The following is a 17,152-nucleotide window of genomic DNA, read 5'->3' as shown; positions in this document are numbered from 1 at the left end:
ATCTGCATTCATAGCCGGATCAAATAGAGTCATGCGGCGAGAGTCGCCCAGATGAGTCCAGCGGTGCAGACCACAAGGCCGATCGTTGCGCCAACGAGTGCCCAAGATGTAGCGGCGAGCCGCGTAGACATTTTCTGATCGAGCCGCGCCCGCTGTTCGATGGCCCATACGTCGAACGTCTGTTGTGCTCCCCAGACCACATTGGCGCCGCCAATCTTTCGAAGAAGCAGCGTGATGCGCTCAAGATCCTCCTGCGTCGGTTCAGGAATTTGGTGATCTTTGTTCCTAGGCGTCTTAGACAATCTTGAGGTCCCTGTCAGATACGGTTGAGTAGCGGTAGGTACGCGTCGCGCAGCCGCGTTTCGAGCAGCCTGGCCTGCGCCGCGGTCTCGCAGGCTTGCCACGCCAAGTCACAGCTCAGAAGCCAGGAGCGAATCGCCTCAGCTTGCGGCCTGGTCACCTTCACGCGGTTTGGGCTACTGGTCACCGCAGGCGGCACGCCGAGCAGCAGCTCGCCCACGTTGCGGCGCAGCGACGATCCGGCCAGGCTGCGGCCTGCTCCGAGGTGCTTGCCCCATAGCCTCGCGCGGAGGCTGGATGCAGTACCGACGTACACTGCGGCGCTGTTGTGGCGCCACAGATACACACCTGGCTGGTCGGGAATAGACATCCGATCAAGCGAAGCCACCGGACGTGCAGGCTTGCGCAGTAGGACCGCCCACTCCCCTGTTGACGGCGGATCAGGGGATTGGTGCATGTCGTCACCGTAGACCACGCTCCCCTGCCGTACGTTCCTTCGATGCAGCGGCAGACTACGTATACCTTCGGCTTCCATCCGAGAGTCCCTCTTACGACCGCCGCGATAAAGATGAGGCACTCAAGCAACGGTTCACACACGCCCGGGGGCTCGTCGCAGCGGCCCGCCTCTTCCGCGGCCGGATCACTAAACCGCGCGCTGCGCGCCTCGGCTTCGGCTGGGGCGGGCAGCGCCGTTCTGCCTTGGATCAGCGACACATGCACGACGGCCGACGAGCGCGTTGACGCGGGTAGGTTCGCGACGGATCAAGCGAGACGCGTGCATGGGTTGGTTCCTCTCACTCTTCGGCGGCGGGGACAAACCTTCGGCGGCGGGGACAAACCAAAGAGCACGAGGCCGGCTCGCCCCGAGCTCGCCTCCACTGAGCCGTCACCCGCTCCCCCCACCCGCGACCCCACCCACGATCCGCGTGACGACGACGTCGACCGCTGGGCGTGAGACGGCGGCCGAGATCGATTTGTCCGTCGCGTCCGAGGAGCCGCTCCTCTCGATCGAGGAGATGAGACGGAAGATCGCGGCGGCGGAGCGCAAGCGGCGGAAGGTGCTCCGGGTCTCGAAGGTTCACGGGAAGCACTTCACTGAACGCGTCAAAGAGGTCCAGACACTCCGACGTACGGAGCAGTACGGGGCGGCGCTCGAGCTGATCTTCGAGTGCATCGCGACCACCGAGCGAGCGGAAGAGATCGAAGGGAACGGTCCGGCGCCGGTATACACCGAGTAGGGGCCACGACGCTCCGCAAGCAGAAGCGCTACGCGGAGGAGATCACGGTCGTTGAGCGGTTCTTCACGGGGCAGGAGAGTCCCGCGAGGGCGATCCACCCGAAGCTGACGGACCGGCTCACCAAGGTTCGAGAGCTGTGCGACGCAACGCCGAGCGCTGATACCCGTGGCCTGTCCAGCTACGGCTCCGTACTCGACGTGGTTCCGAAGACTCGCGGCAAGTGCGACTAGTGCGGGCAGCAGATCGTGCTGCGCAGGATCGCTGGCCAGACCCGGATCGTCACTCCCTGGCCGGTAGAAATGCCGAAGACACAGGATGCAGCGCTACGCGAGCGGTGGGGTCCTGGTGCGCATTGTGAGCTGGACGGTTGCGCGCTCAGCGATCCGCGTGGTCCACGGCCCTCCTGGTCGATCTGGTGGAAGGCAAACCGTCTCGGTAAAACCCGAAACCGAGCACTGTTGCGCCCTGGCCACTGGTGCAAGCACCGAACTAGGACCTTGCATATTCTCAGCAAACATACATAATTGGAAACACATGCACGACCCTGGAAACCGACCAGAAGGCGAGAGATCGCCGCCCGAGAAAGTCAGCGTACGACGACGTGCGCTAGATTTAGCTCGTTTCGTCCTACGCATGGCTGGAGTTGAGCGCGTGCCCGATCTGGAAGATCAAGTCGCACTGCGGGGCAGGTTGACCGCCGATGTCGAGCGTCTCACGGCTCAGCTGATTGCCCTCGAGGAGGTCGCCGGCGGTGTCGACCCGGAAATGCTGGCCGCATCCGGGATCGACGCGACTCGCTTCGCTCAGGATCCTGACGAACTAGAGGCAGTTCGGCTGTGGCGAAGTACCTACGAGGCAGAGTTGCGATACTACTTTGCTCACTTTCACCAATCTGACGGTTATGCAGCACACGACCTTGCCGAACTAGCGAAGCTGGCACGGATGCTCCTTCAACCGTTGGGTTTATAAGGCGGCTAGCTGGCGTCGACCGAAATCTTGATAGGGCCAGTTTTCGCTGAGACAAGTCCCTGAACTTCGGAGAGCGACGGCATCGACGTCGGCTGAGGTGCCCGAACTTCTGCGACCGCCTCGAGACTGGCACCTGCCTTGCCAAAGGATAGAGTTTCGGTCATCTTCTCGGTAAGCGAGAGGTGTGACAGGCGCATGAAGGCATAGCTGACCCCGTACCCCGTACCCACACCTATGAGGGGCCCACACTCCGCTAGGTCGGTGACGCCGACGATCGCGAACCGCACCATCATGGCGATCAACCCGAGGGTCGACGCTCCTGCGGCGACGATCCCGATCACAACTGAAGCCCTTCGAGGCAATCGCGATGCGACGGAGATCTGATCTTCAGTGAGCGTTCTTCGTGTTTTCAACTTCTTTGTTGACATCATATGATCTTTCGTCTCGACGCTGGAGTTGTACCAGGCGGTCGCCTCATCGCGGCCGTCCCAGTGCGAGATGCGAGCGCAGAGCGGCGGCCGCAGAGTGGTTCGTAGATCCGTTTGATGGTTGATGAGGCGCCTCCTCGCGCCCGTTGACGCCAACCTACACCGCGGGTACCGTCAGAGACAGGTTTTCGCACACCGTTTTTGAATCGAGACCGGAGGCGCCGTTGCCCGCACGAACCCGAGGGGCCTGGACCTCTGCCCAGACCCACGAGGTACTTCTTGAGGCCGCGCGCGCGAGCCTCTGCCATCAGACGCTGCGTGGTCACGACTCTCTCGAGATCGCCGACGTACTGAATCGAGCCAACAAAATCTGGGCGGTTCGATATAAGGGTACGCCGGGCGCCACGCGCGAGCTGACACGGGGCGCGATCACGAGTCAGTGGCGCACAGTTGACCAACTTCAGGAATCGGCCCTCTTGAGTTGGTTTGATTCAAGCGACTTGGTTCGAACGCCGTCCGCCTATCACTTGAAGCGGGACGTGCTGCACGCTTCAGCCGAAAATGATATCCGTATTCGTCGCCGTGAGCTCCGAAATGCTTTTGCGCGCTTTGTCACATCTGCCGTGCTAGGAGACAGTGACCGCGTACTTTGGACGCTCAGGTACCTCGTGCTCTGCAATAGCAACCAGCCGCCATTCCAGCTTCGACTCCAAGAAGGCTATTCTCAGCGTCGTTCCGAATTGCTGCCGGTCTATCGACTTGGAATTAGGATGGCGGGCTGGAGCGCGTCCCCGAAGCACCTGCTTGATATGCACCTTAGCGTGATCGACGGCACTCTTCTGCAGCTCTCCTCAAATCGAACGAAGCGAGATCTGCGTGTAGCGCTTTTGGCCGGTGAATCTGCTCGCCTGATTTGCAAAGGCCTTCCGAAGGCAACTCCGAAAATAGACGCGTGGATGATCGAACGTCTCATCCGAGGTCTCGCCGAAAGCGAATTTAGCCACCCAGACCTCGAAGCTGAGGACGTGCGGCACGTTTCCGACAGGTGGACTAAAAGCGTTGCCACTAGCGCGTCTTAATCGTAGTCATTAGGACGTTCTACGCATCTGGACCAACTCACGCTGCAAGCTGAAGTCCAAGTGCTCTTCGAATTCAATATTGGGGCGAAAGCCGGCACGGTCGGCCTCGGTTCCGCTTAGCCTGACCAATTAGAACCTTTACAGAGAAATCTAGGCGTACGATAATGGGAGGAGTAGCGAAGGAGGACAAGGTGCCCCTATTTAGAGTGATTGAGTCCGTGGAGGCGGAGCAATACGCCGAACCGACGAGCGCCCGTTCAGTTGCGGCTCTCGTGAAGAGGCACCGCCCGGGCGTGAGCTTTGACAACATGAATGGGTCGCTGCGCTTCTATAACAGCGGGACCGACATGCACTTGCAACTGTCCGACTGGGCCGTGAGCGTCGGCGGCCAGGTCGTCGTCATGCGGAATTCCGAGTTCGTCCGCTGGGCGACCCCGATTTCTGTCTCAGTTTGAAAAGCAGCCACCGATCACTGCGTTCACGCTGACGAAAAGTGGCTTCTTGAAAGGTACGCCATAGGTGGCCAGGGCGGAGCCCGCCCGAATTCTTCGAAATACTGGGACGGCTAGTGGCCGTCAACGGGCAGATTGAGTATCTCCAGGACCGTCTTGCCCAGCCACCACATTCGGGAACTGACGGGGTCAGGAGAGTAGAACAGTTCCTGCAGAGATGCGAGATAGGATAAGCGGAGCGCAACGCGATGGTCCACTCACGCTGGGTCCTCGGTGCACTCTCCGATCTTGCAGTCTCTCTCGGGCTACACTACAAGACGAAGCAGGCCTTCGGGACAGTTGCGACGGTCTCAATCGTCGATGTTTCAGGGAGCGCAAGCGAGCAGGATGTGGTTAAACACACGCTCACAACGTTACGGGAGCTACTTAGCCGAGATATCGCTACGATGCAAGTCGGCCAACTAGCACCTAGCGAAATTATGTTGCGTCATGAGGTACGTAGGAATAGTAACCGGCGGACCGTATCGATCTGCGGCGTTCGGGCATCATTTCTTCGCTTCTCGGCTGAAGGTCTAATGCTACTCGCCAGCTAGCGTTTCTCATTCCTTTAGACGAATGCTGATTCTCGCGACTCAACACGGGGCTTTACAACGCTTTGTTATATAGCCACGAGAGCAGCGCAAAGAGGTATCACTGCTGTCATTAGACCTTATCCGTCAAGGCGGCTAGAATAGCCCTCGTTGAAGCGAGGCGGTTGAAGGCTCGCTTTAGTTGCTATCGGGAGCGGTTCAAAAATAGCTTCTTCGATAGTGACGCAACGGCAGACCACTTTCTTCACGCCGATGAGCTGCACTGAATACAGGAAAAGCGGGAGCCTCGACTTCCGTCGCGACTCCCGCCCGTGTTACCGCTTGTCAGCCCCCGATCCAACCATCGAAAGCGATCTCTGAACCCACGGCGCTACATGCAACCGTTACCCCCGAAATTGCATCGCCGTATGCAGACTTGTCTGCATCAGCAACCGCCCCCTCGGACCTCCCCAGTGTTCCGACCTCATCTGAAAGGTTACTGAGCGCAGTAGAGACGTTTCCTGCCCCTGCAGCACTCGATGCCTGTTCTAGCCGCCGCTCGCTGCTTAGCAACATTGCCCGAGAAATTTGATCGGAAAGTTCCGTACCAGACAGTTGAACTGCGTTAGTTACGACGCTCAATGAGGAACCAATAAGGTCGCATACAACTCCTTCGGTCCCTTTCTCGGATTCGGACGGGCCAACCCTCGCGGTGGATTCCTCAGAGCCTGACTCAGTAGCAAAATCCTCTACCTCCGTGCTCCCGGTTGCGCCTGCACACCCTGTCAAAGTCAGGACTACGGCAATCGACGTTACAGCCGCGCTCAGTTTGGCAGATACCCTCATTGTGCTCCCTTAAAATTTTGGCTTACAGGTTCCACGCAAGGACTGCGGACCAGGGGAATCCTCCGCCGCAACTTCCGCCGCACGCACCCGTCGATTTCACGTTCAGATAGAACGAGCTAGAGGGGAGAGTGACGCTCCCGTTATCAAGTTTGAAGCTGACGGTCTGACCGGACGATTGGGCGCGTGCATACTGCAGACCGGACGCGGAATTCCGAAATCCAATGATCAGCGAACCACCCAGCGTTCCACCGGTAGCGCGTTGGGTTGCCTGGTGATTCCTACCGGGGGTTCGGATGTTCCAATACTGCACGACTGAGTTTGTCGTCGGAAGCGTTCCGTTAATATTGTCTGTCTGCGCCTGCGCAGGCAAAACACCGCCGAATGACGCAAGAATTGAGCCACCTAGAGCAGCCACTACCAGAAGGCCCGCGCGTCGCTTGTTCTTCTCCGAAAACATATCTACTCCCCGATTCCGCAGGTCGTCGCCTGCTCCACAGCCCACCACGAAACATCTTCCGCGTGAGTCGCTTCAAGTGATTCGGCCGTATCGCGCGCGTACTGAGTGGCGTCCGCGCGGTCTGCTTTCTGGCCACTCACCTTCGGGAGGCGAAGCCAATCGAGAGAGGTGGTGGCGGCGACTTGAGCGCCATTTAGATCACCTGACGCTTCGCGCGCAACAGCTTCGTTTATCCACGCACAGTGCCAGAAGTGGGCGACTACCTGCTCTGCCATCCCTACCTCAAAAAGATGATTCTCGCCGTCCTGCGGAACGACAAGCGCTGGATGCATGACCGGGAAGACCGTCCCAGCCGGCAAAGGATGAGTCTTCACGATAGTCGCGCTTACGACGCGGTACTGGTCCTGACTCCATGCCACCGAGGAGAACGAATCATCTCCATAATCTTGCGCGGCGGAATCTGCGGATGCCACTCCGCCGCTGACCAGAGCCACCGTACCCATCAGCGCCCCGATAGCGATTCCAGCGGTAACCAGACCGCGAGTACGTTTCTTCGCAATGAACGACTTCATTGCCACCCCCCATTTTCCGATTCACCACATCCAGAGTGGTGATTCGCAGAACGTAACACCTCTCTGATACGCAGGCCTAGCAAAAGACTCTCGAGCGTGACCGGATCGTTGCGTTTGTCCCCCGAATTGTCCCCCAAAAAGATGACTAGCATTGAACATGCTAGTCTGCTCGCCATAGCTTTCCAGTCCCGCACGAGGTGCGGAAACTTTTTCTTCGTAGCCGAACCATCTAGTCGACCGTAATCCTGGACCGACATTTGATGCTCGCGCCCAAGCGTCGACCAAACCGCGACCTCCTTTCTTGGCGAAAGATCTCTCGTAGGACGAAACGAGGCCAGGTTGCCACGCGAGCGCGCGCTCAGCTCGGTCGGAGCGGTCTCAATGCGACGGCAGGCCCTCATCCGTCGAAAGGCGCTGTTGACGCTCCCGACGTCGAGAGTCAGCACGTTTCGTGATCCACGGCGACGGAGGGCAGGACATCAATCGGCCGATCTGCGGCGTCGGCTCAGTGCCCAGACGAGCACGCCGGCGAGGAGTACCGCGCAGGTCAGGCCGGTGACGTGCAAGACGAGCGACAGTGCCCCGTTCTCGGGTAGTAGGAAGCCGTATGGCACCCATCCGTCGGTCGCTCCGCGAACGAGCACGACGACGACCCAGACGATCGGGTAGGGCAGGACCACCCACAGCCGGCGCCAGGACAGCGGCCCGCGGTCGGCGACGACGATCCAGTCGAGGAGGACGAGCGCGGGGAGCACCACGTGCAGGACGGCGCTGACCCAGGGCGGAGCCGTCCCGGTACCGGGTACGAGGGTGTTGTAGATCACGGCGTCGACGGCGAGCGGAACCGATGGGTTGCTGAGGCGAGCCCACAGAACATCCACATCTGGGGCGTCCAGGCCGAGCGCCGCCGGAGTAGACGACGTCCACAAATCCCGCGCTGCGGGTCCGGACATCGCGATCGGCACGACGGGTATGCCTTGAGCACGGGCAAGCGCAACTTCGTCTCGAACTCTCGTCCCATCGCCGACAAGGAGTAGCGCTCTGGTCTGAGCGAAGACGACGGTCCGCACGGAATCGAGGTCGAGGTCGGTGAATACTGCCGTACCGACCCGGTCGTTAATTTCGACTCCGTCACCCGCCGCGCTCCGCCGATAGTAAAAACGCATTCGTTCCGGACGATACTCGCCTGGAAGAAGGGTGCTTTTCAAATCCATCGCAACTCGAAGTGCCGCGCTTCCACCGAGCGACAACAGATTGACCTTCTGCGTCATCGACTTCAACTGAGCGCCCACTACGGCACACACTGAACGTGCCACATCCGTCTCCGCCCTTCCTGCGATGAACAAATTAGGTTCGCGTGCGTGCAGAAGGATGTCCCTGACTAGCTCGTCAAGCTCACCGAAATCGTCGATCGGTAGAACGTGGATGCCGGCACGATGCAGATCGGCGGCGAACAAGTCGAAGACTCGTCGACGGCCAACATCGGCCGGTCGGCGAATAACCGAGTAATGCGGAGCGCGCCGAAGCCCTGGGGGAAGCGACCTTACAACACGCAAGAGCGCATTGATATTTGGGTCGTCGAAGCTGAAGCCCAGGAACGAAAATGACGAGAAGGAATTGGGCGCGAAGCATTGACCATTTCAAAGGCTGCTCGAACTCGAACCGCTCGTAGTCCGAACGCGCGATGACCGGCGGCACCTCCCATTCGCGAGGTTTGCCGTCGGGAATATCGAGGCTCCCGTGCAACTTCGTGAGACGACGGGCTACACCTAACGGTCGCTCTACCGCGTAGTCCTCGTCTGCTACGACGCGGTGCAGCGAGTCTTCGCAAGCCTCCTCGAGGAGCGTGTCGTAGTTGGTCGTCCAGTATTCCGGGACGGCGAGACGCATGAGATCCCGGACGGCATCGGACGGCCCGGCTGCGGTCCTCGTGAGCTCGTCGAGCAGAAGGCGCCGCATGCGATGCTCGCCAAGCTCGGCGAGGATGTACTCCGCCGCAATTGGCGCATCGGTGATTTCGTCTGGAACGTCGGCCTCAGCCCGCAGCGGAGCGATTAACTGGTTCCAGTCAGGTAGGCCCGACGCGACCGACATGCCTGCGCCGACGAACATCGCGGCGGTTCCACGGCGGACCGCGTCACCGTAGCCGACCAAGAACTCGGTACGAGAGATCATGACCGGCGATCCCTGCCTGCCGCTGGAACAACGGAGCCGATCGGAACAGGCGTGAGTTGCTTGTCGCTCATCGAGATGCGAAGCGATGCCATGTCCCCCACGAGCTGGTGCGCGATCCACCGTTCGTCCGTGAGCGGGGTGAACAGCAGTGCCCTCGCCAGGAACTCGCGAAACGACGACTCGGTGAGCGCCCGGGCGCCGAAGAAATGGAACGAACGCCCGGACGCGACCAGCAGTCCAGGCTCGCCCAGCTCTTCAATGATCCTGCGGACGGACGCCTCTGCACCTCGTCGCACCTCCTTGACAGAGAAGTCGAGCATCGGGAGGTGGCGAACTGAGCCGTCCGACATGCCGAGCTCCGAGGTCAGCATGACCATGGTCTTTTCGTCACCTTGCTCGAGCCGTCGGCGCAGCTGGTTCGCGAACCCCTCCGCCACCTGAAGGTGATCGTCAGGCTCGGAGACGACGTCCTGGTGGAATGCTGCAGCTGCGACGACCGAAGCCGGCACACCAGACGGCAGCTCGCCGCCAAGGCGGAACAGCGCGTGCCAGAACGGCGCCCCATCGTGCAGGGCAATCTCCCGCGCCTGCGCGATCAGGAGATCTGTTGACGAGTCCGTCTCCACTCGACGCTGGAGGCGGGGGGCGCGGTCTACCGAAGCGAGCCGGATCGATCTCAACCCGCTGATCTGCGAAAGCATGCCGATGAGCACGTCGACGAAGTCGTTCGAATCTCGCATCATGGCCTCCCCATTATCGCCACCAACCCGCCAGCATTTTCGCAGCGGACTGGTGTCGGACTGAAGGTGGCTCCGACCTCCGACATCGGGTGGCCTGCTGACACGGGTACGGCGGCCCGGCTCAACAAACGCCCGGCCCCAACTTCCAGCGTCGGGCGCGAGGTGGTCGCAAAGCGCCATCTGTTGGAGGCGTCCGAGGAGCCGATCCTCTCGATCGAGCAGATGGGACGGGAGATCGATGCGGCAGAGCGCCGGCGCCGGAGAGTTGCCCGGGTCTCGAAGGTTCGAAGGAAGCACGTCGCGGAGCACGTCGGCGAGATCCAGACGCTCAGACGTGCTGAGCAGTACGACGGGGCGCTCGGGTTGCTGTTCGAGCGCATCGCGGCGACGACGCGAGCGGATGAGATGGAACACAACGAGCACAGAGACCCTGCCTGGGCCTAGGTCGGAATCCTTCAGCGGCTTCCTTGGCTGTCTACCCCCACCGGTGGCTGCCACCTTAACACCTCAAAGGAGAGAATCATGGTGGTCATACTATCTGACACGTCTGAACTAAATGCACAGCAATCGCCACCAAATCTGGTCCTAAGCGATTGGAACTCGTGGGACACTTCCATTTCGGTCTCAGCTGCGGTCAAGATCGGTTTACCCCCGTTCGAAATCGACACAAAGCTTAAGAGCAAAGTGATCTTGAGGGAGATACGTCGGTCTTGTGACATTGACAACAACGGGACAACCGAGCGATGGGGCCTAGCAATTCGTCTAGCCATCACCGTCCAGAGCACCGAATCGGAGGCTAGCATTAGCCTTCCGATTATTGCAGCCAAAGCACAGCTGGGAATACTGTCCGCTCGTGCCAGCATAACGATTCTCGGATTTGATGATGACGCAGTCCTGGACCTGCTTCCCAACTTCTCTGAAATGAACACCGAGACTTACGGAAAATATACGAGCGCCACAGACGTCATCAAGAAGTATATTTCCAAGCATCCGCTGCAAGTCGTGCCGACAAAGCTGGCCACAATATTGCCACAGACTGGAACAGAGGAGGAGTTGACGACTGCAGCCGTCCAGACTTCGGTTGTCTACTCAGTTGCGTCTGGCGACTCACTCGAAAAGTATTTTCGACGAAATCGAAGTCTCGACTCCGACTCAAAGACCATCGCATCGCAGGTTTGGTCATCGTTGACCGACGGACAGGCCGCGGAAGAATATCCATCCGACCTGGCCAATGCGCGCGCGCAAAAGATTATCTCACAACTTGAATGAACGGCTTCACGACAACTCGCTCATGCGAGCGCGGCAGATCATTACAAAACTTCGACCTGAATATACAGTTCTTCGCCGAGATCGTTGCGAACGCGTTCAAGGCTTTGCTGAAGCGGATGCTCGGGGTCCGGAGGTCGATGCCGTAGGTGACGGATCTGCAAGAGTGGGACGACGTCGAAGGCGTGTACGTCATGGTGCTAAACGAGTACGCGCCGGCCTACGTCGGAGCGAGCGCCGGCCTGCGTAAGCGGGTACGCAGCCGCTGGACGGGCACCAAGCAGTTCGACCGTTTGCTCTAGGTATCCATAGGTGAGTCGGTCCTGTCGGTCTACTCGTCTCGAGCGCTCGCCAGGACTCGGCTGTAGGTGGCCCGGACGCGTTACGGCGAAGGATCGTGGGGGCGAGCACACAGTGCGCAACCTCGACGACAGCATCGGGACGAAGAACTCGTATGGCAAGGACACGCACCCTCCGAAGGGCTAGGCGAAGCCGCCCGCCGATTCCTCGCCCAGATCGCGCATTCGCGCGCTGCCCGCCTCGGCTTCGACTAGTGCGGGCAGCGTCGTTCTACGTTGGATCAGCGACCAACGCGAGAGGGCCGGCAGTGGCGTGCCGCCGGAAGGCTCGCAAGAGTTCAAGGAAGAACGGTGTCGGCACGCGTTCCCCGCCGACCGACATCAACTGCGTGACGATCGTCGACCACACGCCGTGAGACGACGGTCGACGTCGATCTGTTGACCGTTTCTGAAGAACCGCTCCTCTCGATCGAGCAGGTGAAAACAGTACCTCGGCGCTGCGTAGAGCCAGCAGCCGGTGGGTGCCTTGGCCTCGAAGGTCCGGCGTGAGCAATTCCCGGGGGACGTGGACCAGATTCAGGCCCTTAGACGAACGGAGCAAAACGACGAAGTGCTCGAGCGCCGTCGGACCATCGGACCCGGTGACTCACGACATCGTCTGACACTGAGAGCTTCCTAGACTTGTTCTCAGATGTCTTGTCGGGCAAAATGGGGACAAATCGGGGTACATGTGTACGGGTGCCAACGCCGCAAACGACCCCCTTGCTGGCGTTGCGTGCTGCGACAGGTACAGACGTCCACGAGTCACACGCCCCTGATCAGAGCGCGTTCAGATGGGTTTCGTTCCACCAGCTGAAGCGATGAGCATCAACAACAGCCGTAGTTCGTCGATGCGGCGGCGAATCGAGAACATACCATCCGTGACCCGACAATTGAGTCGCTCAAGCACCTTACCCCGATGACTGTTCCAAGTATTGCTTCCATCGCTTGTCAGTAGTCGGCAGTCCACGCTCTTGTTCCGAGCAAAATAATGCTAAGTGCAGGAACACCGAGGACACTCGGCCGCGAGTTACGCGACGGATCTGACACATCGATCCAACCACCACGGAGTCCGAACGCCAATTAGGGCACTGTACCCCGCTTTGTCCCCACATCTGCGGACTTGACGAACACCGAACCAGCTGAGATAATGCGCACAATTTGTTCAATTTACTGGGGGAGAAATGAAATCTAAACGTAACATTCGAGGAATCTCGATATGGGCGGCGCGCGAGCGATGCATCGCAGGCCTAGCGATTGCAGTGCTCGGCTTCTCGGGGCTGGCGCCGGTGGCGAGCGCTGCACCAGCAGCTCCGTCGCTTACTTCGGCCGCATCAACGAGCGATCGAATGTCGGAACTATCGCAGTCCTCTTCAGAAGTTCCACCTGATGATCGAGATGAACTCCTTGGGAGCAAGTGGGAGACATCGGCTGACACGGTCGTCGCCGCGGCTGGTGACGCTTACGCCTTCAACATCTATAAGGCAAACGCCTCAAACGGTTACGCGTGGTCACGAGTTGCGAGCCTTCGAGTGGCCGGGGTTGAGACGGATCGCTGGATCGGAAACACGTGCCTCAGCGAGGACGGGGCAAAAGCCGCCGTGGTCTACGCTCCCCGCACCCTCACTAATGACGAGCAAATGTTTAACCGCGGGGCCTTCGGTGCCATCGTCGACCTGAACAGCGGCACTGTGACCGATCTTGGACTTGGCTTCTCGATCGCTTATTTCAGTCCCGGATGTGGTTCTGGCAACTCCGCCGTTTTCACGAGCTTCTCGGACATCGGTGAGACGAAACTACAAACTTTTGACATGACGACGGCTGCCGACCCATTCGTGCGGGTCTCTGCGGTTCAGGTGACCTCGGCGATTCCGACAGACAGCGGTATCTTCGCCGCGGCGGATGGCGCGCTTGTTCGCGTGGAAGACGACGGAGCGCTCACCACCATTGAATCGACCACCGGAACGCCATTCGATCTAACGGCATTGCACGATCAGATCGCGTTCATAGACCCGAGCGGTGATGAGGCGAACGTTCGCCTGCGTTCCCTGGTCGGCGACGAGGCTGGGTCGACTATATATTCTTCAGGCATTAGCGAAGTTGGCATTTCACCGAGGATTGCTCAAGCCGCAACACTCGTGGGGCCGGAGGTCCTTGAGCAGCTACCGGAGAATATCGACTCGGTAACGGCAACAGTTGGCTCGGTGGTTTCGAGCAACAGTGAACTCGCAGTCGAGGCTATATCGCCGAAGCCGGAAGCGGCCGACGGCAGTTTCGACGTTACCGCCGGAGATGCTCCCGTGGCTATCGAGGCTAAGAGCCTCCTTTCAGGAGCCAATTTAGAGTTTTTGATTGACCCTGGGGCATCGTCCGCATCTGTGTTTGAGTCCGACCTGCTCGCCGAGCCGACCTCTAGCCGGATGACGAACACCGCCGAATTGAACGTGTCAAACACTGTGCTTTCGGCTGCGACTGGCTCCTCGACCAACCCGGTCGAGACAGAGCGCACGTGTGCCGTTGCACGGAACGATCCCGGTTCGCAGGCGATGCAACCTAAACCAAGGCAAGTCGAGTGGGCCGTCAACCGCGCTGTCCTCGGCCAACTGACTGTGTCTCGTGCGGCGGGCTACCTCAACGTTAGTTCGACCACTAGCTACACGCCGCAAGGATTATTTCCTCGCACGGCTCTTACTGGGGGTGGACGCGTACCGTCTCAGGTTATGCTTGGCATCATCGCGCAGGAGTCTAACTTGTGGCAAGCGTCGCGGTATGCAGTTCCTGGAGTGACAGGAAACCCCCTGATTGGAAACTTCTATGGCCTTACCGACCGGGACACGCCCTCAAACTGGTCGGTTGACTTCGCCAAGGCCGATTGCGGTTACGGAGTATCTCAAGTGACCGATGGCATGCGCTTGGCAGGATCTGAGAGCAACGGTGTTCCGGCCATGTCAACTATAAAGCAACGTGCCGTCGCGTTGGACTACGCCGCTAACGTCGCCGCTGGGCTGCAAATTCTTAGCGAAAAGTGGAATCAGACTAAAGCAGCTAACCTCACTGTCAATAACGGAGATCCTGCATATCTAGAAAACTGGTTCTTCGCTGTCTGGGCGTACAACTCGGGGTTCTACCCCCGATCTGGAAGCGAGCCGTGGGGAGTTGGATGGTTAAACAATCCTGTCAATCCCAATTATCCCGCGAATCGCACACCGTTCCTGCAGGATCATCCTGAACACGCCGCGAGCCCCCAGAACTGGCCGTATCCCGAGAAGGTAATGGGCTTCGCAGCCTGGTCTTTTGAAGCCTTGGAGTCAGTACAGCCGGACGGAGAACTAGTGTACGTCCCTGCTTTCCGTCCGGCCTGGTGGTCCTCGGTGACAGACCGGACAGCAGTCAAACCTCCAAGGACGCTCTTTTGCAATACAACGAACAACTGCGATGCGACGAAGTCAGTCCAGCCAAATGCACCCGGTGTCTCGACCGATCCGTCTGGACCCTGCCTCCACAAGAACTCCGCTGGCCAATACGATCTAAAGTGTTGGTTCAACCAGCCGGTCGAATGGAAAGGGGACTGCACGTCAATGTGCGGCAACGAGCTCCTGCGCTTTGATTCGACCTATATGAGCGAGCAGCCCTTCGCGAATAGCTTTCCGGCCAATTGCAGTAAAGCAGCTACTGACTCCGGGAACCCGATGTCCAGAGGCCTTCCGAGCGGCACTGTGTACGTGATCGATAACGTGCCGAGCGGCACGAAAGAGTTTCGCGATGGATGCACTCCGCAAACGACTCAAGGCTCCTTTGGTTTTACCTTCGCTTCCGCCGCAAACGGAACTTATCCGTCGAAGGTCGATCTTCATCAACTGGGCGCTGGTTTTAACGGCCAGTTCTATTTCAGTCACTCTCGTTCCTTCGGAGGCGATGGAGAAGTTGACCCAACCCTCACTATCTCCGGTAAGTGGACGTTGAACACGTCGCTTAACCAGTGGGGTCGAGTACTTGTTCATATGCCCGATCACGGTGCTCAAACGCAGCAGGCTCAATACCAGGTCGGTTTAGGTAATGGCGTCACCAAGACTAGGTCGGTAGGGCAACGCACCTACGCGAACTCCTGGGTTGCGCTTGGCACATTCAAGTTTGCAGGCACTCCCACTGTAACCCTTTCAAACCGTACCCACGATGGCGACGGTTACGACGACATAGCTTGGGACGCAATTGCAATTCAGCCACTTGCGGCGAAGCCGACCGATTTTGTCGTCGCTATGGGAGACTCCTTCTCCTCCGGGGAAGGTGCTTCCGTAAATCATGGCGAGAGCTACTATCCAGAGAGCGATAATAACGGTGACGTAGAGCTTCCGGGCGCCACGACCTTCTATAACATGGCTAACGACAATGTGGACTTGAAATATAATCGAGAGCGCAACGCTTGCCATCGCTCTACGGAAGCTTGGTCGAGGAAAGCAAAGCTTCCGTCGAGCACGCAGACGATTGGCCAGCGCGCTGATGCGTTCGCCGCGAACATGGACTATCACCTGATTGCGTGTTCAGGCGCAGAAACCGAGAATATCCTTCCATATTTCACCGCTAGTTTCCCTGGCGCTAAGCCAACCAATGGCTGGGGCCAGGACGGCCGCTACGGGAAGTTCCGTGAGGATTCGCAATTAGACAGAGGTTTCCTCGATGAAAATACGACTTTGGTGACGATGACAATTGGAGGGAATGACGCACGTTTCAGTAAGGTTCTTCTAGCCTGTATTCCTAACATGGACTGCGCAAACACAATTCTTCCAGGCGAGACCAAAAAACTACCGGCGGCCCAGCAGGACCTAATTCCACAATTACGCCTTTCACTTGAAAGAGTCTTCAAGGAGACTGCAGCGAAGGCGCCGAATGCTAAAATATTGGTACAAGGTTATCCGATGCTCTTCGAGCAGGGCACGACCTGCATCAATGTATTAACTTCTCAGCGGACCTGGCTGAATGCTTTCAGCACTACGTTGAATTCGACCATCTCGAGCGCTGTATCCTCAACCAATTCGGCACTATCTACAAATCGGATCATCTATTCAAATGCTCAGACCAAGTTCAGTGGTCACAATCTCTGTAGTGACGTTGAAGACCAGCGGCAGAACGCTAGTACACCCGCGCGATATGGACAATCTGCCATCAATGGCTTGATCTTCACGGATTCGACGAAGGGCGACGGCGTTAATCTCAAGCAAATGCTGTATGAGCAGAATTTGCTATACCCCTCGGCTCAGAGCATTCACCCCAATAAGTACGGAACTGATCTCTACGCTCAAGCAATGACCGAGAGATTGATCGGGAGCTATCCGTGACCACTCGTATTCTTCCGCGAAAAGGGGCGGGCTCTTGGGCTTACCCGCTGATTATTAGCATCGCAGGAATCTTCGGCTTGTTCATAGTGCCATTTGTACTATTTGTCATTGGTCAGGTCAATGGCTTCCGCTTAGACGGAACAGAGCCAAGAGATGCTGCTAGTACCATCAAGCTGAATGCAATAGCGCTCACGATTCAAGTCTGCGTGTCCGTCCTATTAGTTATCTCCTTCGGGGTACGCTGTGGTCTGAGGCGACAGCGGCTTGCGGATTCTATTTGGGGGGTGCTGGCTGTCGTCGTCGGGCTATCCGCCTTGTCCGTGATATTCCTGCTGCGCCGCTAGGTACGCAGCTTCGAGCTGATAGGAGAGCCGGCGCGAAGACCGCGCC

General features: G+C 58.6%; 12 protein-coding genes. 6 read left to right on the top strand and 6 right to left on the bottom strand.

The features are described from left to right. Window positions 1-316: 316 nt before the first annotated feature. Entirely contained in the window at window positions 317-757 is a 441-nt protein-coding gene (locus C5B95_RS17140) for a GIY-YIG nuclease family protein (RefSeq protein WP_374954254.1), read from the bottom strand. A gap of 469 nt (window positions 758-1,226) precedes the next feature. On the opposite strand from C5B95_RS17140, the gene C5B95_RS07355 reads away from it, so the two are divergent. Both C5B95_RS07355 and C5B95_RS07350 read left to right on the top strand, forming a co-directional pair. Beyond that, the gene (locus C5B95_RS07355; protein ID WP_104348839.1) at window positions 1,227-1,538 is read left to right on the top strand and encodes a hypothetical protein; all 312 of its coding nucleotides are present in this window, start codon (window positions 1,227-1,229) and stop codon (window positions 1,536-1,538) included. A 651-nt stretch (window positions 1,539-2,189) separates the two neighbouring features. Further along, window positions 2,190-2,507, top strand: a complete 318-nt coding sequence (locus C5B95_RS07350) for a hypothetical protein (RefSeq protein ID WP_104348838.1) — start codon at window positions 2,190-2,192, stop codon at window positions 2,505-2,507. A gap of 5 nt (window positions 2,508-2,512) precedes the next feature. Here C5B95_RS07350 and C5B95_RS07345 read toward each other — a convergent pair whose 3' ends face one another. The 5 genes from C5B95_RS07345 to C5B95_RS07325 form a co-directional block, all read right to left on the bottom strand. After that, complete coding sequence (locus C5B95_RS07345) at window positions 2,513-2,935, bottom strand: hypothetical protein (RefSeq protein WP_146076529.1); 423 nt, start codon at window positions 2,933-2,935, stop codon at window positions 2,513-2,515. A gap of 3,405 nt (window positions 2,936-6,340) precedes the next feature. After that, the gene (locus C5B95_RS17135) at window positions 6,341-6,910 is read right to left on the bottom strand and encodes a hypothetical protein (protein ID WP_146076528.1); all 570 of its coding nucleotides are present in this window, start codon (window positions 6,908-6,910) and stop codon (window positions 6,341-6,343) included. 479 nt (window positions 6,911-7,389) lie between these two features. Further along, window positions 7,390-8,367, bottom strand: a complete 978-nt coding sequence (locus tag C5B95_RS17835; RefSeq protein WP_146076527.1) for a Pr6Pr family membrane protein — start codon at window positions 8,365-8,367, stop codon at window positions 7,390-7,392. Beyond that, a complete protein-coding gene (locus C5B95_RS07330) occupies window positions 8,306-9,085 on the bottom strand; it encodes an SIR2 family protein (protein WP_104348834.1) in 780 nt (259 codons plus the stop codon). The genes C5B95_RS17835 and C5B95_RS07330 overlap by 62 nt, the downstream gene beginning before the upstream one ends. Further along, a complete protein-coding gene (locus C5B95_RS07325) occupies window positions 9,082-9,828 on the bottom strand; it encodes a hypothetical protein (protein ID WP_104348833.1) in 747 nt (248 codons plus the stop codon). The genes C5B95_RS07330 and C5B95_RS07325 overlap by 4 nt, the downstream gene beginning before the upstream one ends. Before the next feature lie 159 nt (window positions 9,829-9,987). On the opposite strand from C5B95_RS07325, the gene C5B95_RS07320 reads away from it, so the two are divergent. The 4 genes from C5B95_RS07320 (at window position 9,988) to C5B95_RS07315 (ending at window position 16,762) form a co-directional block, all read left to right on the top strand. Then, window positions 9,988-10,269 carry a hypothetical protein gene (locus C5B95_RS07320; RefSeq protein WP_146076526.1) on the top strand — a complete coding sequence of 94 codons (282 nt, stop codon included), beginning with the start codon at window positions 9,988-9,990 and terminating at the stop codon, window positions 10,267-10,269. A 78-nt stretch (window positions 10,270-10,347) separates the two neighbouring features. Continuing rightward, window positions 10,348-11,094 carry a hypothetical protein gene (locus C5B95_RS17125; protein WP_146076525.1) on the top strand — a complete coding sequence of 249 codons (747 nt, stop codon included), beginning with the start codon at window positions 10,348-10,350 and terminating at the stop codon, window positions 11,092-11,094. Between the two features lie 146 nt (window positions 11,095-11,240). Continuing rightward, window positions 11,241-11,393 carry a hypothetical protein gene (locus C5B95_RS17425; RefSeq protein WP_181068023.1) on the top strand — a complete coding sequence of 51 codons (153 nt, stop codon included), beginning with the start codon at window positions 11,241-11,243 and terminating at the stop codon, window positions 11,391-11,393. A 1,220-nt stretch (window positions 11,394-12,613) separates the two neighbouring features. Next, on the top strand, window positions 12,614-16,762 hold the full coding sequence (locus C5B95_RS07315) for a hypothetical protein (protein ID WP_104348859.1): 4,149 nt from the start codon (window positions 12,614-12,616) through the stop codon (window positions 16,760-16,762). Window positions 16,763-17,152 lie beyond the last annotated feature (390 nt).

The organism is Rathayibacter sp. AY1A7 (genome assembly GCF_002930845.1).
Lineage (GTDB): Bacteria > Actinomycetota > Actinomycetes > Actinomycetales > Microbacteriaceae > Rathayibacter.
Note: the sequence above shows the minus strand (reverse complement) of the source record. Positions and strands in the feature narration are given on the sequence as shown.